At 73.8% G+C, this 23,383-nt stretch carries 22 protein-coding genes; 5 read left to right on the plus strand and 17 right to left on the minus strand.

The genetic code is table 11. The features are described from left to right. The first annotated feature begins 92 nt into the window (after positions 1-92). Complete coding sequence (locus AC07AL_RS04750; RefSeq protein ID WP_363580244.1) at positions 93-449, plus strand: ATP-binding protein; 357 nt, start codon at positions 93-95, stop codon at positions 447-449. A gap of 109 nt (positions 450-558) precedes the next feature. Here the strand turns inward: AC07AL_RS04750 and AC07AL_RS04755 are convergent, their stop codons facing one another. After that, positions 559-744, minus strand: a complete 186-nt coding sequence (locus AC07AL_RS04755; RefSeq protein ID WP_363580246.1) for a PspC domain-containing protein — start codon at positions 742-744, stop codon at positions 559-561. Between the two features lie 504 nt (positions 745-1,248). Here AC07AL_RS04755 and aspS point away from each other — a divergent pair. After that, on the plus strand, positions 1,249-2,526 hold the full coding sequence (aspS, locus tag AC07AL_RS04760) for an aspartate--tRNA(Asn) ligase (protein ID WP_478316835.1): 1,278 nt from the start codon (positions 1,249-1,251) through the stop codon (positions 2,524-2,526). A 90-nt stretch (positions 2,527-2,616) separates the two neighbouring features. Here aspS and AC07AL_RS04765 read toward each other — a convergent pair whose 3' ends face one another. The 5 genes from AC07AL_RS04765 to AC07AL_RS04785 form a co-directional block, all read right to left on the minus strand. Then, positions 2,617-3,096 carry a hypothetical protein gene (locus AC07AL_RS04765; protein ID WP_363580250.1) on the minus strand — a complete coding sequence of 160 codons (480 nt, stop codon included), beginning with the start codon at positions 3,094-3,096 and terminating at the stop codon, positions 2,617-2,619. 229 nt (positions 3,097-3,325) lie between these two features. Then, positions 3,326-3,967: a VanZ family protein gene (locus AC07AL_RS04770; RefSeq protein WP_478316837.1), complete on the minus strand. Its 642-nt coding sequence runs from the start codon at positions 3,965-3,967 to the stop codon at positions 3,326-3,328. A gap of 133 nt (positions 3,968-4,100) precedes the next feature. After that, entirely contained in the window at positions 4,101-4,415 is a 315-nt protein-coding gene (locus AC07AL_RS04775) for a hypothetical protein (protein ID WP_363580254.1), read from the minus strand. Then, positions 4,412-5,956 carry an ATP-binding protein gene (locus AC07AL_RS04780; RefSeq protein ID WP_478316839.1) on the minus strand — a complete coding sequence of 515 codons (1,545 nt, stop codon included), beginning with the start codon at positions 5,954-5,956 and terminating at the stop codon, positions 4,412-4,414. Before AC07AL_RS04780 ends, AC07AL_RS04775 begins: the two co-directional genes overlap by 4 nt. Before the next feature lie 127 nt (positions 5,957-6,083). Then, positions 6,084-6,761, minus strand: a complete 678-nt coding sequence (locus AC07AL_RS04785; RefSeq protein ID WP_063349065.1) for a response regulator transcription factor — start codon at positions 6,759-6,761, stop codon at positions 6,084-6,086. Between the two features lie 591 nt (positions 6,762-7,352). Between AC07AL_RS04785 and AC07AL_RS04790 the strand changes: the two genes are divergently transcribed. Further along, positions 7,353-8,015, plus strand: a complete 663-nt coding sequence (locus AC07AL_RS04790; RefSeq protein WP_107453068.1) for a SigE family RNA polymerase sigma factor — start codon at positions 7,353-7,355, stop codon at positions 8,013-8,015. A gap of 270 nt (positions 8,016-8,285) precedes the next feature. Here AC07AL_RS04790 and AC07AL_RS04795 read toward each other — a convergent pair whose 3' ends face one another. The 4 genes from AC07AL_RS04795 to deoC all read right to left on the minus strand — a co-directional run bounded on the left by AC07AL_RS04795 (position 8,286) and on the right by deoC (position 12,522). Beyond that, a complete protein-coding gene (locus AC07AL_RS04795; RefSeq protein ID WP_363580258.1) occupies positions 8,286-8,894 on the minus strand; it encodes an ATP-binding protein in 609 nt (202 codons plus the stop codon). Between the two features lie 265 nt (positions 8,895-9,159). Continuing rightward, entirely contained in the window at positions 9,160-10,062 is a 903-nt protein-coding gene (locus AC07AL_RS04800; protein WP_363624611.1) for an aldehyde dehydrogenase family protein, read from the minus strand. Then, complete coding sequence (locus AC07AL_RS04805) at positions 10,055-11,530, minus strand: aldehyde dehydrogenase family protein (RefSeq protein ID WP_363580262.1); 1,476 nt, start codon at positions 11,528-11,530, stop codon at positions 10,055-10,057. Before AC07AL_RS04805 ends, AC07AL_RS04800 begins: the two co-directional genes overlap by 8 nt. Before the next feature lie 5 nt (positions 11,531-11,535). Continuing rightward, entirely contained in the window at positions 11,536-12,522 is a 987-nt protein-coding gene (deoC, locus tag AC07AL_RS04810; protein WP_363580264.1) for a deoxyribose-phosphate aldolase, read from the minus strand. A gap of 207 nt (positions 12,523-12,729) precedes the next feature. On the opposite strand from deoC, the gene AC07AL_RS04815 reads away from it, so the two are divergent. Further along, positions 12,730-13,404 (plus strand): PH domain-containing protein, encoded by a 675-nt coding sequence (locus tag AC07AL_RS04815; protein ID WP_478316842.1) that lies wholly within the window; start codon positions 12,730-12,732, stop codon positions 13,402-13,404. Between the two features lie 63 nt (positions 13,405-13,467). On the opposite strand, the gene AC07AL_RS04820 is transcribed toward AC07AL_RS04815, so the two are convergent. The 6 genes from AC07AL_RS04820 to AC07AL_RS04845 all read right to left on the minus strand — a co-directional run bounded on the left by AC07AL_RS04820 (position 13,468) and on the right by AC07AL_RS04845 (position 21,616). Next, on the minus strand, positions 13,468-15,192 hold the full coding sequence (locus AC07AL_RS04820) for a phospho-sugar mutase (RefSeq protein WP_478316844.1): 1,725 nt from the start codon (positions 15,190-15,192) through the stop codon (positions 13,468-13,470). Positions 15,193-15,344: 152 nt separating this feature from the next. Continuing rightward, on the minus strand, positions 15,345-16,166 hold the full coding sequence (locus AC07AL_RS04825) for a purine-nucleoside phosphorylase (RefSeq protein ID WP_350877297.1): 822 nt from the start codon (positions 16,164-16,166) through the stop codon (positions 15,345-15,347). A gap of 217 nt (positions 16,167-16,383) precedes the next feature. Further along, on the minus strand, positions 16,384-17,469 hold the full coding sequence (locus tag AC07AL_RS04830) for an NlpC/P60 family protein (protein WP_363580270.1): 1,086 nt from the start codon (positions 17,467-17,469) through the stop codon (positions 16,384-16,386). A 56-nt stretch (positions 17,470-17,525) separates the two neighbouring features. Beyond that, positions 17,526-18,008, minus strand: a complete 483-nt coding sequence (locus AC07AL_RS04835) for a poly-gamma-glutamate biosynthesis protein PgsC/CapC (RefSeq protein WP_478316846.1) — start codon at positions 18,006-18,008, stop codon at positions 17,526-17,528. Then, entirely contained in the window at positions 18,005-19,354 is a 1,350-nt protein-coding gene (gene pgsB, locus AC07AL_RS04840; RefSeq protein ID WP_363630738.1) for a poly-gamma-glutamate synthase PgsB, read from the minus strand. The genes AC07AL_RS04835 and pgsB overlap by 4 nt, the downstream gene beginning before the upstream one ends. A gap of 21 nt (positions 19,355-19,375) precedes the next feature. Continuing rightward, the gene (locus AC07AL_RS04845) at positions 19,376-21,616 is read right to left on the minus strand and encodes a cache domain-containing protein (protein ID WP_363630740.1); all 2,241 of its coding nucleotides are present in this window, start codon (positions 21,614-21,616) and stop codon (positions 19,376-19,378) included. A 246-nt stretch (positions 21,617-21,862) separates the two neighbouring features. Between AC07AL_RS04845 and AC07AL_RS04850 the strand changes: the two genes are divergently transcribed. Next, complete coding sequence (locus tag AC07AL_RS04850) at positions 21,863-22,858, plus strand: hypothetical protein (protein ID WP_363580276.1); 996 nt, start codon at positions 21,863-21,865, stop codon at positions 22,856-22,858. A gap of 12 nt (positions 22,859-22,870) precedes the next feature. Here the strand turns inward: AC07AL_RS04850 and AC07AL_RS04855 are convergent, their stop codons facing one another. Further along, a complete protein-coding gene (locus AC07AL_RS04855; protein ID WP_363580278.1) occupies positions 22,871-23,308 on the minus strand; it encodes a gamma-glutamylcyclotransferase family protein in 438 nt (145 codons plus the stop codon). Positions 23,309-23,383 lie beyond the last annotated feature (75 nt).

Below are 23,383 nucleotides of genomic sequence, written 5' to 3' on the forward strand. Positions count from 1 at the left end.
GGTGTGCCCGTCCATGCTGACAGGCCGTGGCGGCGGTAGCCCGTCCGCCCCGTCCCGATGTCGGCCACCGACGACGACCCAAGGGACGAACCATGAAGCAGGCTCTCAAGGCCGCCGGCACCGCGGCGCTCGGCATCGCCATCGCGGCGGTGGGCGCCGGTACCGCCGCCGCCGCCCCCGCGCCCGGCGGCCTCGGGCTGCCCACCGGCGCGGTCACGAACCCCGCGGTGACCGGTGCGGTCACCGACACCGCCGCCAAGCTGCCCGGCGGCGACAAGGTCACCGGCACGCTCGGCACCCTCACCCCGGCCGCCGGCCAGGCGGCGCCCGCCCCGGCCGCCGAGGCCGGTGCCACCACGCGTGGCGCCATCCCGACCATCCCCGGCATCGACAAGACCCCCATCGGCGGGCTGACCCACACCCTGCCGCTGCCGGGCCTGGCCGGCTGACCTGGCCGCCGGCACGGCGACGGGCCGTCCGCCCCGGTGATCCCGGGAGCGGGCGGCCCGCCGTCGTACCGGGCCCGGCGCGACGGCGCCGGGCGTACGGCTCCCGGGCTTACGGCTCCTGGGGGAGCAGCACCCAGAGGACCAGGTAGACCAGGCACTGGAGCCCGGGCAGGATGATCGAGATCAGGAAGATCAGTCGCACGGTCCACGGCGTCACGCCGTAGCGCTCGGCAAGCCCGGCGCAGACGCCGGCGATGACGCGGTTGTGACGGGGACGGGCGAGACGGGCGCTCATGGGTCAACTCCGTGTCGTGGCACCCGATCCGGCCGATCCGGCGGGCTTAATTTCCACTCTCCGCCACCGCGCTCCCGGAAACGTCCACCTGGCAGTCGATTCGCCACCCCGCCGACTCGCCGGTGAGGCGTAGCCGGGTGTCGGGGTCCGTCTCAGGGTCGCCCGGAGTGCGGATGCCCCAGGTGGCGCCCGCCCGGCGGCGGGAAAGCCCGTTGCGGGCCGGTGGCGGGCCGGTCTAGCCTCTCCGGCAACACGTCGAGGGAGACGAGTACCTCCGGGCCCCGTGGGCCGAGAGAGCCGCCGGCAGCTGTGAAGGCGGCCCCGCGCCCCGGAGCGAAGACACTCCCGAGTGCGGGGAGGAAATGCCCCGCCGGCCGGCCCCCGTCAACGGGCCGCAATGAGGCCGCCGCCCGCGCGGGCGGCGGCGAAAGTGCGGTGGCACCGCGAGTTGCCCTTCTCGCCCGCATTCCGAAGGGATCACCACGACGCCCCTGGAGGGCCGCGATGATCCACCCGACGACCCGTGTCCTGGCCGCCGAACTACCCGGCCACGTCGGCGAATCCGTAGAGATCAGCGGCTGGCTGCACCGCCGCCGCGCACTCAAGTCCGTCACCTTCCTGGTGATCCGGGACCGCTCCGGACCGGCCCAGGTGGTCGCCCCCGGCGCCGGTCCCGACCTGCCGGAGGAGACCGTCCTGCGGATCCGTGGCACCGTCACCGCCAACCCGCAGGCGCCGGCCGGCGTCGAGCTGACCTCGCCCACCGTCGAGGTCCTGTCCAGCCTCGCCGAGGCGCCCCCGTTCAGCCTGTTCCGGCCGACCGTCGAGGCCGCCCTCCCGGTGATCCTCGACGGCGCTCCCGTCACCCTCCGCCACCCGCGCCTGTCCGCCCTGCACCGGATCGCGGCGGCCTCGGTGGGCGGGTTCCGGGCCACCCTCGACGGCCTGGGCTTCACCGAGATCCAGACCCCGAAGGTGGTCTCCTCGGCCACCGAGTCCGGGGCGGACGTCTTCGCGCTGGACTGGTTCGGCCGCCCCGCCTACCTCGCGCAGTCGCCGCAGTTCTTCAAGCAGGCGATGGTCGGGGTGTTCGAGCGGGTCTACGAGACCGGGCCGGTGTTCCGGGCCGAACCGCACGACACCGCGCGGCACTTGGCGCAGTACACCAGCCTCGACGCGGAGCTCGGCTTCATCACCGACCACCGCGAGGTGATGGCCGTGCTGCGCGAGGTGGTCGCCGGGATGGTCGCCTCGGTGGCCGAGCGGGCCGGCGCCGCCGTCGACCTGCTGGAGGTGAAGCCGCCCGAGGTCCCGGCGGAGATCCCGCAACTCCACTTCGCCGAGGCGATCCGGCTGTTGGGCGTCGACGAGCCGGACCTCGCCCCGGCGCACGAGCGGTGGCTCAGCGAGTGGGCGCTGCGCGAGCACGGCAGCGAGTTCCTGTTCGTGGTCGGCTACCCGATGCGCAAGCGGCCCTTCTACACCCACCCGGAACCGGGCCGCCCGGAGTACTCCAACAGCTTCGACCTGCTCTTCCGCGGGCTCGAACTGGTCACCGGAGGCCAGCGGCTGCACCGGTACGAGGACTACCTGGCCGCGCTGGCGGCCCGGGGCGAGCCGGTCCAGCCGTACGAGGGCTACCTGCGCTCCTTCGCGCACGGGATGCCGCCGCACGGCGGGTTCGCGCTGGGGCTGGAGCGCTGGACGGCGCGGCTCACCGGCACCGACAACATCCGCCGGACCACGCTCTTCCCGCGCGACCTGCACCGCCTGACGCCCTGACCCCTGACGCCCTGACACCCTGACACCGACGGGCGGGGGACACCGGACGGACCGGAGCCCCCCGCCCGTCGGCGGCGGATCAACAGGCGGTTACTGCGCCTGCCCGGACTGCCCGGCCGGCGGCACCGGCTGCGCGTACGGGTTGTTCGGCACGGGCTGCGCCGGCGGAGCGTACGGCGCGGCCTGCGGCGCGGCGCCCTGCGGCGGGACGGGCTGGCCGTACGGCGCCTGCGGGGCGTTGGGGTCGTACGGCGCCGCCTGCGGGGCCGACTGCTGGTTCTTGGCGTTGCCGCGTTCGACGATCGCCTTCACGGAGTTGGCGATCAGCGCGATCGGCAGGATGAACGCCTTGAAGAAGATCTCGTACCGGCCGCCTTCGAAGACGAACGCGAGGTAGTAGGCGTACCCCAGGAATCCGAGGCCGGCGAGGACGTTGATGATTCGCCAGCCGACCTTCAGGCCGCTACCGGGATTGACCGCTCCGAGGACCAGCATGGCGGCACCGCTGATCGCCAGCGCGACGACGTACCAGGAGAAAAGCGGCTCGGCGCTGAAATCGAGATTGTTCAAGGGGGATTCCTGTGGGACGGGGGATAGGGCGGTGAGGCCTTTGGGGCGACAGCGCAGATTACCGGAGGCGGCCGACATTCGGCGTCGCCTTTTCATCACGGAGTCGTCGCACCCCGACGGAACGGCAATGGACGAGGTGGGAAATGACTGACTATGAGGTGCCGCGGGTCTTTTGCGGCCTCGACGGCGAGTGCGGGAACGCACTCGCCGTGGTGCGGGAGGACGGGCCTCAGCGAGCGGGGGGCGTGGGCTCGGCGTAGGCGCGGGCGCGCGCGACCGGCGGGCCGACCAGGGCGGTCACCTTCGGCGCAGGCGCAGGCGCAGGCGCAGGCGCGGGCGCAGGCGCGGCCCCGGGCGCGGGCACCGGCACCCGGACCCGCGGCCGCCGGTCGCGCAGCAGCCGCCGCAGGCCGGGGACGAGGGCCAGGTGGGTGATGGCCACGCCGATCACGGCGAGCAGTATGTGGTCGACGTTGAGGACGTGCCCGGGCGTCCAGGAGGAGAGGAACTCCAGGCCGGTCGCCAGCAGGGCGGAGGCGCCGGTGGTGCGCAGGAAGGACGGCAGCCAGGGGGCCCGCAGCCGGCCGCCGGCCAGCGGGAGCAGCACGCCGAGCGGGGCCAGCAGGAGGAACTCGCCGACGACCTGCCAGCCGGTGGAGGAGCGGAGGGAGGCCAGCGGCGTCAGGTTGGTGTCGTACACCCAGGGAACCGGCAGCGGCCTCAGCACCACCAGCCAGAGGACGAGGGCCAGGTGACAGGTCAGGCCCGCCAGTCCGGCTGTTCGAAGGGGACGGTGGACGGCCGTCGCCGGCCGGTTCCTGGTCCGTGCGCCGGAACGCTCGTCGCGTGTCCTGGTGCCATCTCGCTGCACGGGGGGAAGGACGTGGGCCGGTGGCGCGGTGGTTCCACCCCGGGCGTGAACATTCCGGGGCGCGCCCCCGGCCTCCCGCCGCCCCGGGGCCGAGCGGTGGAACGGCGGGGCGGCGGACGAGGGGCAGGCGGGACTACCGGCAGGGCGCTGCGGTCGGCACCGCGCCGAACACGTTGTCGGCCGGCGGGGTGGCGGGCACCACCGTGGGCGACGGGCTCGGGCTCACACCGGCCTTGGCGGCGCCGCGGGCCGGCGGGGTCGGCGTGGGCGCCGGCGGTGTGGCCAGGGCGGTCGGTATGTGCGGGGCGGTCGGGCAGGCCGTCCGGCTGGCCGGGGCGCCCGCGTCCACCGGGACGGCGGTCGGCCGGATGCCGCAGCCGGAGGCGAGCGCGAGCAGCAGCAGGGCGCCGGCGGTGCGGCGCAGGGCGGTGCGGGTGGGGGCGGTCACGTGGCGTCCTTGTCCTGGGCGGCGTCGCCGAGGGGGCCGTCACCGGTCTCGCCCTCGTTCGGCGGAGGCGTCGGGGCCAGCGGCAGCGTCAGCGTGAACACCGCCCCGACCTCCCCGTTCGCTGCCGTGATCGTGCCCCCGTGGATCTGTGCGTTGGCCATCGCGATCGACAGCCCCAGGCCGCTGCCCTCCGAGCGGGCCCGCCCCCGGTCCGCCTTGTAGAACCGGTCGAAGACGTGCGGCAGCACGTCCTCGGGGATGCCCGGGCCGCTGTCGGAGACCTCGAGGACGACCGAGCCCGCGGTCTGCCGGACCTTGACCCGCACCGGGGAGCCGCCGTGCTTGAGCGCGTTGCCGATCAGGTTGGCGAAGACCACGTCGAGCCGGCGCGGGTCGACCACGGCCAGGATGCCGCGCGGGGCGTCCAGTTCGACGGCGTCGTACCAGGCCCGGCCGTCGATGCAGGACATGATCAGGTCGGCCATGTCCACCTCGTCGGCGACCAGCTTGGCGGTGCCGGCGTCGAAGCGGGTCACCTCCATCAGGTTCTCCACCAGGTCGGACAGCCGCCGCGTCTCGCTGACGACGAGCCGTACGGCCGGCGCGATCATCGGGTCCAGCGACTCGGCCTCGTCCTCCAGGATGTCGGTGACGGCGGTCATCGCGGTCAGCGGTGTGCGCAGCTCGTGCGACATGTCGGCGACGAACCGCCGGCTCTGCGCCTCGCGCGCGCTCAACTCCTCGACCTGCTCGTGCAGCGACTCCGCGGCCCGGTTGAACGTCCTCGCCAGGTCCGCGAGTTCGTCCCCGCCCTCGACCTCCAGCCGGGTGTCCAGGTGTCCCTCGCCGAGCCGTCGGGCGGCGTCGCCGAGCCGCTTGACCGGCCGCAGCACGGTCGACGAGGCCGCCTGGGCGAGCAGCGCCGAGCCGATCAGCGCGAGCAGCGTGGCGATGGCCAGCGACCAGCCCAGCGTGTTGAGGTCTTTGCGTTCGTTCTCCAGCGACTTGAACATGTACGCCGTCGGGCCGGTCGGCACCACCTTGGTGCCGCCGATCAGGAACGGCTGGCCCGCCAGGTTCTGCCGCTGCCAGTACAGGTGGTACGGGTACGGGTTGCTCTCGGTGACCTCGCGCTGTCTGGCGACGGTGGACTGCAGCGCCGCCGGGACGTCGGCCAGCGTGAACTGCCCCGGGTCGGAGGAGGCCGTGCACTCCGGGTGCGCCGGGTCGGCCACCACCACGTCGTAACTCAGTCCGGAGCTGGCGACGGTGGACGCGAGCGTGGTCAGGTCCGGGCAGCTCGCGTTCAGCGGCAGCTCGGAGACGTTGCGGCTGAGCGAGACCCGGAAGTCGTTGAGGGCGGTGTCCTGGGCGCGCTTGAGCACCGCGTCGCGGTTGAGCCAGTAGGCGATGCCGGAGGCCGAGACGGCGGCGAGCAGCGCGACCGCCGCGAACACCGCGATCAGCCGTACGCGCAGGGAACGCAGCCTGCGCCACGGGCCCGCGGTGAAGCGGCGGGCCGTCGTCTGATGATCAGTCACAAGAGCCTGTCGTCGTACGGAAGTTCAGGGAGTTCAGGAATTTCGGGCAGCCCAGGCGGATCAGGAGGGCGGCGACCAGGAGGACGGGAAGCAGGAGGAGGGGGAAACAGGAGGACGGGAGAGGCGCTCAGGCCGGCGGGTCCAGCCGGTAGCCCACGCCGCGGACGGTGCGGATCAGGGTCGGCGCGGACGGGACGTCCTCGACCTTCGCCCGCAGCCGCTGCACGCAGGCGTCCACCAGGCGGGAGTCACCCAGGTAGTCGTGCTCCCAGACCAGCCGAAGCAGCTGCTGGCGGGAGAGCGCCTGGCCGGGGCGGCGGCTGAGCTCCAGGAGCAGCCGCAGCTCGGTCGGGGTGAGCTGGAGGTCCTGCCCGTCCTTGGTGACGGTCATCGCCGCCCGGTCGATCACCACGGTGCCGTACGCGGAGGAGTCGGAGCTCTCCCGCTCGCCGCGCCGCAGCACGGCCCGGATCCGGGCGTCCAGCACCCGTGGCTGCACCGGCTTGACCACGTAGTCGTCGGCGCCGGACTCCAGGCCGACGACCACGTCGATGTCATCCGAACGGGCGGTCAGCAGGATGATCGGCAGCTGGTCGGTGCGGCGGATGCGGCGGCAGACCTCGAAGCCGTCGATTCCGGGCAGCATGACGTCCAGCACGATCAGGTCGGGCCGCTGCTCCTTGAAGAGCCTCAGACCGTCCTCGCCGGAGGCGGCGGTGGCCACACGGTGGCCCTGGCGGGTGAGGGCGAGTTCGAGGCCGGTCCGGATGGCGTCGTCGTCCTCGATCAGAAGGAGGAAAGGCACGGCCCCATTTTGGCCCACTCGAAGCGTCGAATCACCCCCAGGACCGGTCACCGCCCGTACGGGAACCGGAAGGAGCACCACCGGCGTCCGGTACGGAGGGAGGCGGACCGGGACGAAAGGCCCGCCCCTGTGACACCCCTGTGACAGTCGGCGGACAGCGCCATCACAACCGGCGGGCAAGATTTTCCATGTCGCCGCAGGACAGCGGGCCAACCCGGCCGGCTGGAAGGCGGCAACAGGAACCGCTCGTACCGACCCAGGGGGCGCACGATGAACGCCATGCTTCAGACCCGGACCAACCCGGCTGTCCGCACCGCGCGCTCGTCAGCCACCGCCCCGCGGACCCGGTACGAGGTCAGGACCGACGAGAACTCCGGTGCCGTGACCGTACGGGGGTGCGCGCACAGCACCGGTGGAAACCCTGTCGCCCGCCGGGTGAGCGGCGGCGCCAGGACGGGGGAGCTGTACGGGATCGGCCGGGTGGGGAACGCGGCCGACTCCGGCAACACCCTCACGCTGCGGGGGATCCTCCCCGTCCGCGTCGAGGGCAAGGACGCTCCGGCGGGGAACCGGGGCGTCGGCGGGAACGGCCTGCGGACGGTCGGCTCGGGGGAGTCGGCCGGCCGCGAGGCCGCCGGTGCGACGCTGCTGCAGCTGAACCCGGCGGCGGCCCGCACCACCGAGGCGGGACGGGCGGACGCGCAGGGGGAGCACCCGGCCGTCGCGGAGGACCACATCACGGAGTTCACCGCGTACGTGCGCGAGCGCCGCGCCTCCCTGTACGCCACGGCGTACCACCTCACCGGTGACCGCTACGAGGCCGAGGACCTGCTGCAGAGCGCGCTCTTCAGCACCTACCGGGCCTGGGGCCGGATCACCGACAAGGCCGCGGTCGGCGGGTACCTCCGCCGCACCATGACCAACCTGCACATCTCCGCCTGGCGGCGCCGCAAGGTCAACGAGTACCCGACCGAGGAGCTGCCGGAGACGGCCGGCGACACCGACGCGATGGGCGGCACCGAGCTGCGCACCGTGCTCTGGCAGGCGCTGGCGAAGCTTCCGGAGAACCAGCGCACCATGCTGGTGCTGCGGTACTACGAGGGCAAGACCGACCCGGAGATCGCCGACGTGCTGGGGATCAGCGTCGGCACGGTCAAGAGCAGCATCTGGCGGGCGCTGCGCCGGCTGCGCGAGGACGAGCACCTGAACAAGTCGGGCGACACCGTCCGGGCGTTCGGCGAGCTGGTCGCCTGACGCGGGCGCGGGTGACGCGCAGGAGTGGAACTCCCGTCGGGGGACGGGTAGCGGACGGTCGCGGTGCGTGGACGCCGGCTCGGGGGAGCGGTGAACACGGGGAGCCCGACGGCCGTTCGGGGAAGGCGACGGGCCCGGTGCGGGGGAGACGCACCGGGCCCGTCGTTCTTCGTGTCTTCGTCCCGCGTCGATCCCTCGTCCGGAGACGGCCCGCCCGAACGGAGCACGGCCCGCCCGAACGGAGCACGGCCCGCCCCAACGGAGGGCGGCTCAGACGGAGGACAGCTCCCGCCGCCCGGCCGCGGCGCGGATCCGGCGCTCGGCCTCGGCCCCGGCGCACGGGTGGGAGCCCAGGGTGACCTGCCGCCCGACGATGGAGCGCTCGGCCCGCATCAGCCGCCAGCCGCGGCGCAGCAGCACCGGCAGCGACTTGCGGCCCTCCCGGACGTCCCGGCGCAGCCGGCGCCAGGCCGTGGTGAGCGCGCCGTTGCGCAGGCACAGGGCATCGCCGAGCAGGCCCTCGGCGGCGCACTCGGCGGTGATCTCGGCGGCGAAGATGCCCTCGGCGATGAACGCGGGGGCGCCGTCCAGGTCCAGGGCGCGGGTGGCGATCCGGCCGTTGTCCGGGATCGAGTACACCGGGACGTCGGCGCGGCCGGTCGCGTACAGGCTGCGGATCGCGGCGACCGCCTGGTCGCGGTGCCAGGCGAGCGGGGAGTCCCAGTCGACCGCGCCGTCGGGCAGCAGCGGCAGGGTGGGGTCGTCCCCGTCCTTGTAGAAGTCGTCCAGTTGCAGGACCGGCAGCCCGCTGCGCTCGGCGAGCGAGGACTTCCCGGAGCCGGAGGGGCCGGACAGCAGGACGACCCGGGCGTGGGTCATCGGCACAGGATTCAGCGGGTCGTCACTCACGGGACACCAGTCTGACGCATCCGGGCCCGATGCCGAAACCCGTCGGATCGCACCTTCTGAGAGCTCCGGGGATCGGCGAGCCGGAGGACGGCGTCGAAACGGCACGGAAAGGCGACGGACCCGCGCCAGGGGGGGAGAGGCGCGGGTCCGTCCAATGACCGTCCGGGCCCTGGGGGGGAGAGGGCACTGGGGACGGCCAGTCTGTGGAGTTGTTACTCGATGGTCGACGGGGCGGTCAGATCCCCATCGGGTGCCAGACCGTCTTCGTCTCCAGGAACGAGAGTAGCCGGTCGGTACCGGGCGCATTGGTCCAGTCCTGGGCGAACGGGTCCAGCTCCGGACGGACCACCCTCTTCAGGGTATCCGCGGCGGCCGCTTCCAGCGCCTGCGCCGCGCCGGGGCCGTCGGCGGCGATCGCGCCGGTGAGGTCCACCGCGTTGACGTCCTGGTGCGAGGCCAGGGTGGGCGCGATGTCGGCGGTCTTGCCCGAGATGATGTTGACCACGCCGCCGGGGACGTCCGAGGTGGCGAGCACCTCGCCCAGCGACAGGGCCGGCAGCGGGGCGTCCGCGGCGGCCGCGACCACGACCGTGTTGCCGGTGGCGATCGCCGGGGCGATCACCGAGACCAGGCCGAGCAGCGAGTGCCCGTACCCGGCCTGCGGGGCGACGATCCCGACCACGCCGGTCGGCTCCGGGGTGGAGAGGTTGAAGAAGGGGCCGGCGACCGGGTTGGCGCCGCCCGCGATCTGGGCGACCTTGTCCGTCCAGCCCGCGTACCAGATCCAGCGGTCGATCGCGGCGTCCACCAGCGCGGCGGCCTTCTTCGGGCCGATGCCCTCGGCGGCGGAGACCTCGGCGGCGAACTGCTCGCGGCGGCCCTGCAGCATCTCGGCCACCCGGTACAGCACCTGGCCGCGGTTGTACGCGGTGGTGCCGGCCCAGCCCTTGACCGCCGCGCGGGCGGCCAGGACGGCGTCGCGGGCGTCCTTGCGGGTGCCCAGCGGAGCGTTGGCGAGCCACTGGCCCTTGGCGTCCGTCACCTCGTACACCCGCCCGCTCTCGGAGCGCGGGAACTTCCCGCCGACGTACAGCTTGTAGGTCTTGAAGACGTCAAGACGCGTCGCGACATCAGACATCGAGGTAGGCCTCCAGACCGTGGCGGCCACCCTCGCGGCCGTGGCCCGACTCCTTGTAGCCGCCGAACGGCGAGGTCGGGTCGAACTTGTTGAAGGTGTTGGCCCAGACCACGCCGGCCTTGAGCCGGCTCGCCGTCCACAGGATGCGCGAGCCCTTCTCCGTCCAGATGCCGGCGGAGAGGCCGTACGGGGTGTTGTTGGCCTTCGCGACCGCCTCGTCGGGGGTGCGGAAGGTCAGCACCGACAGGACCGGGCCGAAGATCTCCTCCTGGGCGATCCGGTGGGCCTGGCTGACGCCGGTGAACAGGGTCGGCTTGAACCAGAAGCCGGTGCCCGGGAGTTCGCACTCGGGCGACCAGCGGTCCGCGCCCTCGGCCTCGCCGGCGTCGGTCAGCTCGGTGATCCGGGCCAGCTGGGCGGCCGAGTTGATGGCGCCGATGTCGGTGTTCTTGTCCAGCGGGTCGCCGACCCGCAGGGTGGACATCCGGCGCTTCAGGGCGTCCAGCAGCTCGTCCTGGATCGACTCCTGGACCAGCAGGCGCGAGCCCGCGCAGCAGACGTGGCCCTGGTTGAAGAAGATGCCGTTGACGATGCCCTCGACCGCCTGGTCGATCGGCGCGTCGTCGAAGACGATGTTCGCGGCCTTGCCGCCCAGCTCCAGCGACAGCTTCTTGCGGCTGCCGGCCAGCTGCCTGGCGATCGCCTTGCCGACCGGGGTGGAGCCGGTGAAGGCGACCTTGTTGACGTCCGGGTGCGCGGTGAGCGCGGCGCCGGTGCGGCCGTCGCCGGTGACGATGTTGACGACGCCCTTCGGCAGACCGGCCTGGCGGCAGATCTCGGCGAAACGCAGGGCCGTCAGCGGGGTGGTCTCGGCCGGCTTGAGGACGACGGTGTTGCCGGTCGCCAGGGCGGGCGCGATCTTCCACGCCAGCATCATCAGCGGGAAGTTCCACGGGATGACCTGGCCGGCCACGCCCAGCGGGCGCGGGTTCGGGCCGAAGCCCGCGTAGTCCAGCTTGTCCGCCCAGCCGGCGTAGTAGAAGAACCACGCGGCGACGGTCGGGATGTCGAAGTCGCGGGTCTCGCGGATCGGCTTGCCGTTGTCGATCGACTCCAGCACGGCCAGCTCGCGGCTGCGCTCCTGGATGATCCGGGCGATCCGGAACAGGTACTTGCCGCGCTCGCTGCCCGGCAGCGCCGACCAGTCGGCGAAGGCCTTGCGGGCGGCGGCGACCGCGCGGTCCACGTCCTCGTCGGTGCCCTGGGCGAACTCGGCGAGCACCTGCTCGGTGGCCGGGTTGACCGTCTTCAGGGCCTCGCTGCCGGAGGAGTCGACGAACTCGCCGCCGATGAAGTGGCCGTAGGAGGTGGCGATGTCGCCCGCGGCGGCGGGGGACTCGGGGGCCGGGGCGTAGGCGAAGAGGCCGGAGGCCTTCACGGGCTCCTCGATGTTCTTCTTCTTGGCCATGGTGATCAGTCCACCGTCACGTAGTCGGGGCCGGAGTAACGTCCGGTGGTGAGCTTCTGGCGCTGCATCAGCAGGTCGTTGAGCAGGCTGGAGGCGCCGAAGCGGAACCAGTGCGGGCTCAGCCAGTCGTCGCCGAGGGTCTCGTTGACCATCACCAGGTACTTCATGGCGTCCTTGGTGGTCTTGATCCCACCGGCGGGCTTCACGCCGACCTGGACGCCGGTCTGCGCCTTGAAGTCGCGGACCGCCTCCAGCATCAGCAGGGTGACCGGCGGGGTCGCGTTGACGGCGACCTTGCCGGTGGAGGTCTTGATGAAGTCGGCGCCGGCCAGCATCGCCAGCCAGGAGACGCGGCGCACGTTGTCGTACGTCTGCAGCTCGCCGGTCTCGAAGATCACCTTGAGGTGGGCGCTGGTGCCGTCCGGGCGCTTGCACGCCTCCTTGACGGCGACGATCTCGTTGAAGACGTCGTAGTAGCGGCCGGAGAGGAAGGCTCCCCGGTCGATCACCATGTCGATCTCGTCGGCGCCCGCGGCGACCGCGTCGGCGGTGTCGGCGAGCTTCACCGGGAGGGCGGCGCGGCCGGCCGGGAAGGCGGTGGCCACCGAGGCGACCTGGATGTCGGTGCCCCGCAGGGCGTCCTTCGCGGTGGCGACCATGTCCGGGTAGACGCAGATGGCGGCGACGCGGGGGGTGGTCGGGTCGGTCGGGTCGGGGGTCCTGCCCTTGGCGCACAGGGCGCGCACCTTGCCGACCGTGTCCGCGCCTTCCAGCGTGGTCAGGTCGATCATCGAGATCGCCAGGTCGATGGCGTAGGCCTTCGCCGTGGTCTTGATCGAGCGGGTACCGAGGGCGGCGGCACGCGCCTCGAGGCCGACCTGGTCGACGCCGGGCAGGCCGTGCAGGAAGCGGCGGAGCGAGGCCTCGGACGCCGCAACGTCCTGAAGGCCGCTGCCCGCAACGCCGAGGGCATTGGCTGCAACAGTGGACATAGTCACCAGAGCAGCATATCTACGCGCGTAGTCGACCGCTAGGGGGCCTGCCTTTCGTGGCCGGACCGAGACCTCGGAGAAGGCGGAGGGGCGGCAGGGGGCGTGTACGGCCGGGCCGCGCGGCGACCGGCGACCGGGTGGTCCGGGGGCGGCATTCGATGCCGGACCGAGACCTCTCGGTGGGGGGCATGGGGCAGAATCGACGGCATGACCGATTCCGACGGCAAGCCCCGACAGGGTTCCTTCGCCCCCGACGGGGATCCCGCGTACGCGGACCGCGTGTACCGCTCTGTCCCCGGTGTGATCTCCGGAGTGCTGCTGCTGGCCGTCGCCGGCTGGTTGATCGGCGACGCGGTGCTGAACGGGACGGGGAAGACGCCGTACGTCTCGCTCGCGGCGGTACCGGTGTTCGCCTTCCCGGTGATCGCCTACACGCTGCGCCCGGCGGTGCTGGCGGACCGCAGCCGGCTGCTGGTGCGCAACCCGTGGCGGACCATCACCGCGCCGTGGGCCTCGGTGGACGCGCTGCGCGCGGGGTACTCGGTCGAGCTGCTGGCCGGGGGCAAGAAGTACCAGGTGTGGGCGGTGCCGGTGTCACTGCGGCAGCGCAAGCGGGCGACCCGGGCCCAGCAGCGCGGCGGCGCCGAGCACGCCTCCCGGATGGGGATGGTGTTCGGCCGCCAGGCCAACCCGGTGGTGCAGGGCTCGCCCGACCCGACCCGCGCCTGGTCCGACCAGGTGACCAACGTGCTCCAGGAGATGGCCGAGCGCAACGCCCGCCGCCCCGACGCGGCCGGCCCGGTCGAGGTGGCGTGGTGCTGGTGGGTGATCGCGCCGACGCTGGCCGGCCTGGCCGCGCTGATCACGGTGATCGCGGTCTGAGCCGAAGCACGCGAGGGGCCCGCCGGTACGCGACCGGCGGGCCCCTTCTCGTACGGGCGGGCGTCAGACGGCGATGCCCGCGGCCTCGGCCAGGTCGCGCTTGACGGCTTCGAGCAGTTCGGCGGCCCGCTCGCGGGTGGCGGCGAGGTCGGCGGCGGTGGCGACCGGGAGGACGACCTCCAGGTAGCACTTGAGCTTGGGCTCGGTGCCGGACGGGCGGACCACGATGCGGGCCGAGCGGACGGCCTCGCCGGCCAGGTAGTAGCGCAGGCCGTCGGTGGGCGGCAGCTCGGCGGAGCCGGCCGACAGGTCGTCCGCGCGGGTGACCCGGAGGCCGGCCAGGACGGTCGGCGGCTGCTCGCGCAGCCGGCGCATGGCGTCGGCGATCAGCGAGAGGTCCTGCACGCGGACGGACAGCTGGTCGGTGGCGTGCAGGCCGTGCTCCAGCGCCAGGTCGTCCAGCAGGTCGGTCAGGGTGCGGCCGGAGGTCTTGAGGGTGGCGGCCAGTTCGGCGACCAGTAGGGCGGCGGTGATGCCGTCCTTGTCCCGGACGCCCTGCGGGTCGACGCAGTAGCCGAGCGCCTCCTCGTAGCCGTAGCGCAGGCCCTCGGCGCGGGAGAGCCACTTGAAGCCGGTCAGCGTCTCGGCGTAGCCCAGGCCGGCGGCCTCGGCGATCCGGCCCAGCAGGGTGGCGGAGACGATGGTGGTGGCGAAGACGCCCTCGGCCTTCTTGGCGACCAGGGCCGCGCCGAGCAGCGCGCCGACCTCGTCGCCGCGCAGCATCCGCCAGCCGGAGGTGCCGTTGCCGCTGCCGGCCGCGTTGGCGAGGGCCGGGACGGCCACCGCGCAGCGGTCGGCGTCCGGGTCGTTGGCGATCACGATGTCGGGGCCGACCGAGGCGGCGGTGCGGAAGGCGAGGTCCATCGCCCCCGGCTCCTCCGGATTGGGGAAGGCCACGGTCGGGAAGTCCGGGTCGGGCTCGGCCTGCTCGGCGACGACGGTGGGCGCCGGGAAGCCGGCCCGGCGGAAGGCGGCGACCAGGGTGTCGCGGCCGACGCCGTGCATCGGGGTGTAGACGACGTCGAGGTTGCGCGGGCTGTGCTCGTCGACGATCGAGACGGCCCGGGCCAGGTAGGCCTCGATGACGTCCTCGCCGAGCACCTCCCAGCCGTCCTCGGCGCGCGGGACGTCGTGGAGCGAGCTGATGGCGTCGATCTCGGCGGCGATCCCGGCGTCGGCCGGCGGGACGATCTGCGAGCCGTCGCCCAGGTAGACCTTGTAGCCGTTGTCCTGCGGCGGGTTGTGGCTGGCGGTCACGGTGACGCCGGCGGCCGCGCCCAGGTGGCGGACGGCGAAGGCGAGCACCGGGGTCGGCAGCGGGCGCGGCAGCAGCGCGGCGCGCAGGCCGGCGCCGACCACCACGGCGGCGGTGTCCCGGGCGAAGTCGTAGGACTTGTGGCGGGCGTCGTAGCCGATCACGACCAGGTCGCCCAGGTTCTGCTGCTTGACGTAGGCGACCAGGCCGGCGGCGGCCCGGATCACCACGGCGCGGTTCATCCGCATCGGGCCCGCGCCCAGTTCGCCGCGCAGGCCGGCGGTGCCGAACTGGAGCCGGTCGGCGAAGCGCTCGGCGAGGTCCGACCAGGCGAGCTTGCCGTCCGTCTCGGCCGCCGGGTCCTCGGCCCGGGCGAGCAGGGCCGTCAGCTCCTCGCGGGTCTGCGAGTCGGGGTCCTCGGCCAGCCAGGTTCGGGCCCGGGCGAGGAGGTCGGTGGTGGTTGCCTGCGTCATGGCTGCCTGCTCCATCGGGAAGTGCGTCGGTTGGTCGGCCGGAGGGTTCCGCAAAGAAGGGGGGTGCACATGCGGACGGGGCCCGCGGGGCGTGATCAACGGATCACGGCCGCCCGAGGGCCCCGTCGCTCATGATTGTGCGCCTAGGCCTGTCAGATCCGCTCAAGGACCTTCGCGAGCAGCTCGCCCATGCGCTCGGCGGAGGCCTTGCCGGCCTCCAGCACCTCGGCGTGGTTGAGCGGCTCGCCGGTGATGCCGGCGGCCAGGTTGGTGACCAGCGAGATGCCGAGCACCTCGGAGCCGGCCTCGCGGGCGGCGATGGCCTCCAGGGTGGTGGACATGCCGACCAGCTCGCCGCCGATCACCCGGGCCATGTTGACCTCGGCCGGGGTCTCGTAGTGCGGGCCGCGGAACTGGACGTAGACGGCCTCGTCCAGGCTCGGGTCCACCTCGCGGCAGAGCGCGCGCAGGCGCTTGGAGTACAGGTCGGTGAGGTCGACGAAGTTGGCGCCGACGATCGGGGAGTCCGCGGTCAGGTTGATGTGGTCGCTGATCAGGACCGGCTGGCCGGGGACCCAGCCCTCGCGCAGACCGCCGCAGCCGTTGGTCAGCACGATGATGCCGCAGCCGGCCGCGGCGGCGGTGCGCACGCCGTGGACGACGGTGGCCACGCCGTGGCCCTCGTAGTAGTGGTTGCGGCCGAGGAAGATCAGGGCGCGCTTGTCGCCGATCTTCACCGAGCGGATCGTGCCGGCGTGGCCGGCGACGGCGGGGGCGGGGAAGCCCGGGAGCTCGGTGACCGGGAACTCGGCCACGGTCTCGCCCAGGGCGTCGGCGGCCGGCACCCAGCCGGAGCCCATCACCAGGGCGACGTCGTGCCGCTCGGCACCGGTCAGCTCGCGCAGGCGCTCGGCGGCGGCCTGGGCGGCGGCGTAGGGGTCGGCGGAGACGACCGACTGAGGAGATGCGTTCACGGCTCCGAGGATAGACGGGTTTCGACTACGCGCGTAGAAAATCCGGCGCGGCATGCCGGATCGTTACCCGGTTGACCCGAAAGCACAGCTCGGTGGCGTCTTTCGGGTGACGCCGCTCGTCGGTACGTACAAATCGGTGCGAGGCCGGTGCGAGGCCGGTGCGAGGTCGAACCGCAGTCGGCCCGCGGGCGGTGCGGGCCGGGAGCCGGGCCCGGGTTCAGAGCCGCTTCGCGCTGCGCAGCCCCTTCGCGTACAGGCCGTTGTCGTCCAGTCGCGCGGTGCCGCCCTTGTCGCCGAAGGTCGGGCCGTCCGCCTCCTCCCGGCTGGAGATGTACCGGGGGTGGCCGTCGGTGTCCAGGCCCAGGTAGATGCCGGTGTGGTCGAGCCGGGCGCCGGTGCGGGCGTCGATCTCGAAGAACACCAGGTCGCCGGGCTGGAGCGGGTCGATCGAGGCCGGTCGCAGGGTGGTGTCGGAGCCCGGCGCGGTGGTCAGCGGCAGCACCGGGACGCCCGGGCCGACCCTGGCCAGGCCGTTGGCGCTGCGCGGCAGGCCGGGGCCGGCCACGTCCTTGGAGAGCAGCGGGTAACCGGAGCGGTAGCCGTAGACCATCCGGACGTACCCGGAGCAGTCGAAGGCGCCGTACCGCGTCCTGTCCGGCTGCTTGGCCACCTTGTCGGCGAACGTGTACGGAACGCCGAGGTAGTCGAGGAAGTCGGTCTGCTCCAGCCGCAGGTCGTTGCCCACCGAACCGTTCGGGTTGAGCGGGCCGAAGGAGGCATCGCCCTTGAACCGCACGCCCTTGGCGTCCTTCTCCGGCGCCGCGCCGGCCAGGTACTGGGTGGCCACCGCCAGCACGTCGTCCGCGGTGGAGCCGAGCGACTGCTGGAACCAGGCGCGGAACCAGCCCTCCTGCTCGGCGCCCGGTCGCCACGGCTGCGGCATCAGCCGGACCCAGGTGTCGGTCACCACGGTGGCCGTGGTGGTGCCCGGCTCGGCGAAGGTGCGGCTCGGGCCGGCCAGGACGGCGGTGCGGGCGCTGTCGGTCAGGGTGGCGACCACGCCGCCGCGGGCGTCCCGGACCACCGTGCGGTCGGGTCCGCCCAGCCGCTCGTAGCGGTACTCGGCGGCGGTGCCCTGGGCGGGGCCGGGCACGGCGGTGGTGGTGATCAGCGGTGCGCCGCCGCCCGGGTCCGACGGCCGGTCGTGGTCGCGGTCGCGCAGCTGGACGGTGAGGTAGCCGCTGGCGGCCAGCAGGGCCACGGCGAGGCCGCCGCTGAGCAGGGACTTGCGGGTGACGGGCATCGGGGTCTTCCTGGGGGTTCCTGCGGGATTCCGGGCGAGGGTTCCTGAACGGGGGATCAGGTGCCGGGCAGGGCGCCGAGCAGGACGCCGGCGGTGAGCACCACGTAGTTGGCGAGCGTCACCGTGCTGGTGGCCATCAGGGTGGCCGCCCGGGGCTGGCGGACCAGCTGGTAGGCGATCAGGCCGGGGACGATGAACCCGAGCGTCTGGTTGGCGTACAGGGTGGGCAGTTCGCGCTGGAGGACCAGCATCACGGTGGCCTGCAGCAGCACGCCGATCAGCACCACGGCGGCGAGCAGCCGCTTGCCGTACAGGATCACCAGCTTCTGGACCACCCGGGTGGCGAGGTAGGTCAGCACCGTCACGCCGATCACGATGGCCACCCGCTGGAGGTCCTCGACCAGGGTGAGGGCCAGCCAGCCGGGGGTGATCATGCCGCCGGGGGAGAGGTTGGTGGTCAGGTAGCAGACGAGCGAGAAGACCAGGCCGAGCGCGATGCCGATGGCGGCGATCTCGGGGGTGAGCTCGGTGGGGATCACTGCTGGTCTCCGTGGTGGGGGGTGTGGTGGTGGGGCTCGAACCAGGAGTCGGGGAGCGGTTCGGGGCGGTGGACGGGCCGGTACGCGGAGTCGTACACCGGCTCGGGGTAGAGCGGTTCGGGCTCGTGGTACGGGAGTTCGGGGGCGTCGGGCGCGTCCGGGGCCTCGTCGGGGGCGAGCCGGGCCAGCTCCTCCAGGAACAGTTCGCCCTGGCCGTGGATGTTGCCGACGGCCACCAGCGAGGAGTCCGGCCCGAGTTCGGCCAGCAGTTCGGCGGTGAGCCGGGCCGGGTCGCGCTTGTCGCCGCCGAGGTCGACCACCCGGCCGGACCACCCGGCCGGGATGCCGTCCCGGGCGCTCCTGGTGGGGTGGCCGATCAGGAACACGGCGTCCGGGTCGAGGTCGGGCACGATCTGGCCCATCTGGCCGTTGCGCTCCACCCGGTCCGGGCGGCAGTTGATCACCACGTTGAGCGGGCGGTGGATCGCGCCCAGGCCCTCCAGCTGGCGGACGTTCATCAGCGTGGACTCGGGGTCGTTGGCGGCGAAGACATTGGCGAAGCGCAGCCGCTTGCCGTCCTCGGTGCGGTAGCGCTCGACCGACAGCACGCCCGGGTCCGGCGGGGCCGCCCACATGCCCCGTAGCGCGGTCCGCCGCTCCACGCCGAGGAGTTCGGCGACGGCCAGGGCGATCGCCACGTTCTCCTTGAAGGTGAACCAGCTGAACCCGCGCAGCTCCTCGTCGGTGACCGACTCCGGGTCCACCACGATCAGCTCGCAGTCGCGCCGGGCCGCCTCCGCGCGCAGGATGTGCGCGCGCTCCCGCTCGGCGGTGACGCACACCCCACCGACCGGCATCGAGCGGGACAGCGAGCGGGCGACGTCGTCCAGGGTCGGGCCCATCTCGGCGAGGTGGTCCTCGCGGACGTTGCACAGCACGCCGATGGTGGAGCGGATCAGCTTGGTCTGGTTGACCTCCTGGAGCGCCGGCATGACGGCCATGCACTCGATCACCAGGGCGTCCGGCCGGTAGGTGGCGGCGCGGCGGACGATGCCGATCTGCTCGACCACGTTGGCGATGCCGAACTTGCGGTAGACCGGCTCCTCGGTGGCGTCCGGGTGGATGAACCGGGCCGCCGTGCCGGTGGTCTTGGCGACCGTCACCAGCCCGCCGCCGCGCAGCGCGCCCGCGCAGAGCCGGGTGATCGAGCTCTTGCCGCGGATGCCGTTGACCAGCACCCGGGTCGGGATCTGTTCCAGCGCGGCGAAGTGCCGGCGCTGCTCGACGATGCCGGCCACCAGCAGCACGGCGCAGCACACCAGCAGCACGACGTAGAGGAAGAGCACGGGAGGTCCTTCGGGCGGGGCTCAGCGGGCGTGCGCGGGCACGGGGACGGACTCGGGGGCGGCGGTGCGGCGGGGGCGGGCCGGCTCCTGACGGACGAGTTCCTGGCGGATCAGCTCCAGGCTCCGGGCGACGGCGCCGACCTCGTCGTGGTGGACGGGGTAGAGGACCGTCCGGCGGTCCCCGGCGGCCAGCGCCTCGGCGCTCGCCGCGAGCCGGCGCAGCGGCAGGCCGACCGCGATGAACAGCCAGCCGAGGCAGAGCGCGGCCGCGGCCAGGCCGAGCATGCCGGCCAGTACGGTCCGCCGGTCGGCCCGGTTCTCGTCCAGGTGCAGCCACGCCACCGGGTGGGCGGTGACCACCGACCAGCCCAGCTTGGCCACGCTGCCGTTGCCGCCGAGCGGGGCGGCGGCGAACAGCGCCGGGTCGCCGCCGCCGCGCAGCACCTCGGCGGCGGCCGACTTCTTCGCCTGGGCCAGCAGGGCCCTGGCACGGCCCTCGGGCAGCTCGCCGAAGGAGCTGTAGCCCTCGTTGGCGGCGAGTACCCGCTGCCGTTCGTCGACCAGCCAGACCCGGCCGAGGCCGGGGCGGACCAGCAGCCCGCTGAGGAAGTCCGTCTTGAACTCGCCGATCAGCACGGGCCCCGGCGGCTCGGCGGCGCCCTCCGCCTCCGCGTCGGCGGGGGCGGCGGTGAGGGCCGCGCGGGCGGCGATCCTGGGTTCCCGGCCGGAACTGTTGAGCAGCAGCACGCCGCTCGCGCCGAGGGCCTGCGGGCCGGTGCGGTGCGGGGTGTCGCCGGCGTGCGCGAGGACCTCGCCGTTCGCGCCGAGGACGTACAGCGCGCGGTAGCGGTCGTGCTCGGCGAGGGTGGCGCGCAGCAGGGCGTCGGCCTTGCCGACGGAGGCGCCGGCGAGTTCGGGGGCGAGCGAACGCAGGTCCGCGTAACCCTCGTTGAGCGCCTGGCGGATCCGGTCGGCGGCGGTGTCGGTGCGGTCGCGCTGGCCCGCCACCACCTGGGTGGGGACCCGTACGGTCGGGTCGTTGCCGCCCAGGAACAGCAGCGGGCCGGACCAGCCGAGCACCAGGACGGCGCACAGCGCCAGCGGCAGCGCGGTGCCGGGGCGGCGCTTCGGCGCGGCGGGGGCCGGCGGGCGGGCCGGGTCGAGGAGTTGCAGCCGCAGCTCCTCCAGGGCGCGGGCGATCCGGCCGGCCTCCCCCCGTTTCGGGCCGCGGACCGGCAGGTCGAGCCGTTCGCCGCGGGTGAGCCGGCGGGACTCCAGGAACAGCCGCAGCAGCGGCCGCTGGAGGCTGCGGCTGAGGTACCACGCGAGCAGCAGGGCCAGGGCGAGCAGCGCGCCGGCGGCGGCCAGGCCGAGCGCGGGGTGGCGCAGGCTGCCGGGCTTGCCGTCGACGGTGCTGGTGGAGACCACGGTCAGGCCGAGCGGGGCGGCCGGGTCGTGCCCGCCCGCGGTGCCGACGGCGGCGTAGCCGGCGACCCGGCGCACGCCCTTGGCGTCCGGGCTGCCGGACAGGCTGCCGGCGGCCGTCCCGCCGGGCGCCGGGCGTTCGCGGGCGGCGCGCTCCCGGGCACCGGTGACCACGGCGCGGTCGGCCTCGGCGCCGAGTTCGGCGCCGGTGCTGTCCAGGACGGCGCCGGCGGCGTCGAGGACCTGGATGGTCTGTTCCTTGCGGGTCGCGATGCCGGGCAGCCGCAGGTTGTCGGAGGCGACCAGCAGGGCGCGGCCGTCGGCCTTGGTGGCGACCAGGGCGAAGGTGAGCAGCCGGGTGCCGGCGGCGGAGGGCACCAGGACGGGCGCGGGCGCGGTGTCGGTGACCCGGCTGAGGTCGAGGCCGGCCAGCGGCACGGTCTCGCCGCGGGCGGCGAGCAGCCGGCCGGTGTCGGGGCGGACCACCACCGTGCCGCGCCACTTGTGGTACGCCTGGCCGAGTGCGGACAGCACCGCGGTCGGCTCGGCGGGCGCGGCGTCGTAGCGGGCGGCGGCCCGGCGCAGGTCGGTGGCGCTCTCGTGCAGCCCGGCGCGCAGCGAGGCCGCGGTGTCCTCGGCGGCGTACTGGTGGGACTCCCGGACGGCCTGCGGGGTGTCGTCGACGCGCAGCCCGCCGACGGCGAGCGCGGTGATGGCGGCGACGGCGAGCAGCAGCACCAGCAGCAGCGCGATGGGCGGGCGGATGCCTCCCAGCAGCGGCATGTCGGCCCGGCGGCGATAGCGGTGCTGTCGCGGCGGGTTGGGTGCCGTGCTCACGGGGCCTCGTTCTTCTCGGGGCTCGGCGCACCTGTCCCCGGGAGGTCCGCCGGCCTTCTCGTCGGTCAAGCGCTGATCAAGAGTCGGTCAAGCCGGAACAGCGTACGAAGGAGATTTCGAAAAGTTGTCACGTTCCGGTGTCGATCGGATGCCGCTTCGGGATCTCTTTCCGTGGACCGGGCGTGGTGCGCGGCCCCAGGTGGCCCCCGGCGGTCCTCGGCGGGCGGCACGGTAGGTTCGACGGCCATGGAGACTCGGGGTTCGCGACGCCCGTTGCTGCTGTCGGCGGCGGTGCTGCTGGTGCTGGCGGCGCTCGCGGCGGTGCTGACGCTGGCCGTGCGCGGCTCCGACGGGCGGCCGTCGGCGGCGGGCGCCGCGGCGGGCCGGAGCGGACCGACCGGGCCCGCCCCGGTGGACCTGGCGGCCCTGGTCGACGGGTACACCGCCGGGTTCACCCCGGGCGGCCCGTACACCGCGCCGGACGCCGGGCAGCGCCGGGCGATCGCCGACGGTGTGCTCGGCGCGCTGGACGGGCAGGCCGAGCAGGCCGGGCGCTCACTGGCGCGGGTCGGCTACCGGCTCACCGAGTTCACCGAGGCGGCGACCGGCCGCCGGGTGGCGGAGATCGCCGACGGCGCGGACGCCGACGGCACGGACGCCGGGAGCCGCGGCTGGGGCCGGGTCTACCTGGACCTCTCGGCCCGGGCGGGCTGGTCCGTGCAGGTGCCCCACCCGGTCTCGGACGCCCGTACCGAGGCGCTCGGGGTGGACCTCTTCCGGGCCGAGCCGGGCGGGGTGCTGGTGCTCGCCGGGGCGCACCGCCGGGCCGGGGCGGACGGCGCCTCGGACGTCGCGCACCGCGCCGACACGGTCTTCGCGGCGGTGGTCGAGGCGCTCACCGGGCGCGGCCTGCCCGGCATCCAGGTGCACGGCTTCGACGAGGGCAGCCTGCCCGGGCAGGACGCGGTGGTCTCCAGCGGCGCCGGCCAGCCGGGCCCGGCCGCCGAGCTGACCGCCACCGGGCTGGGCAGGGCCGGGTACGCGGCCTGTCGGGCCTGGCGGGAGAAGTGCGGGCAGCTCGGGGGCACCACCAACGTCGAGGGCCGGTTCGCGGCCGGGCTCGGCGTGCCGTGGCTGCACGTCGAGCTGGGCAACGGGCTGCGCACCGAGCCGGCCCGCCGTGCGGAGGTGGCCGGGGTGCTGGCGCAGACGGTCCGCGGCTGGGCTGCGGGCCGGAGCTAGTGGGGCCAGGGGCTAGCAGGGGCGGCGGCGCAGGTCCATCACGTAGTCGTGCGGGGCGCCGGCGCTCTCCGCGGCGTCGGCGACCAGGCCGAGGTAGCGGGCCGCGGGCAGGCCGCCCTCGTAGTCGTTGAGCACGTACGTCCAGACCGGGGTGTCGCCGTCCAGGGTCTGCGCGCGCAGTTTGATCTTGCGGTAGATGCCGAGCTGGACGCCCTCCCAGCGGTCCAGGCCCTCCTCGTCCATCGGCGCGACGTCGTACAACGAGACGAAGACCCGGTCCTTGCCGTCCTCGACGACGGTGGCCAACGAGCCCTCCCAGCCGAGCTGTTCACCGCCGAAGGTGAGCCGCCAGCCGTCCAGCCACCCGGTGCCGCGCAGTGGTGAGTGCGGGGCGCGGCGGGTCATCTGCCGTGCATCGAGGTTGGTGGCATACGCGGCGTAAAGGGGCATGAGGGGAAGACTAGCCCGGCCGGTGGACGGTCCGTGGCGACTGGGCGATCGCACAGAAGCCCGGACCCCGGCGTG

The sequence above is a fragment of the Kitasatospora sp. NPDC043949 genome, from assembly GCF_056435365.1.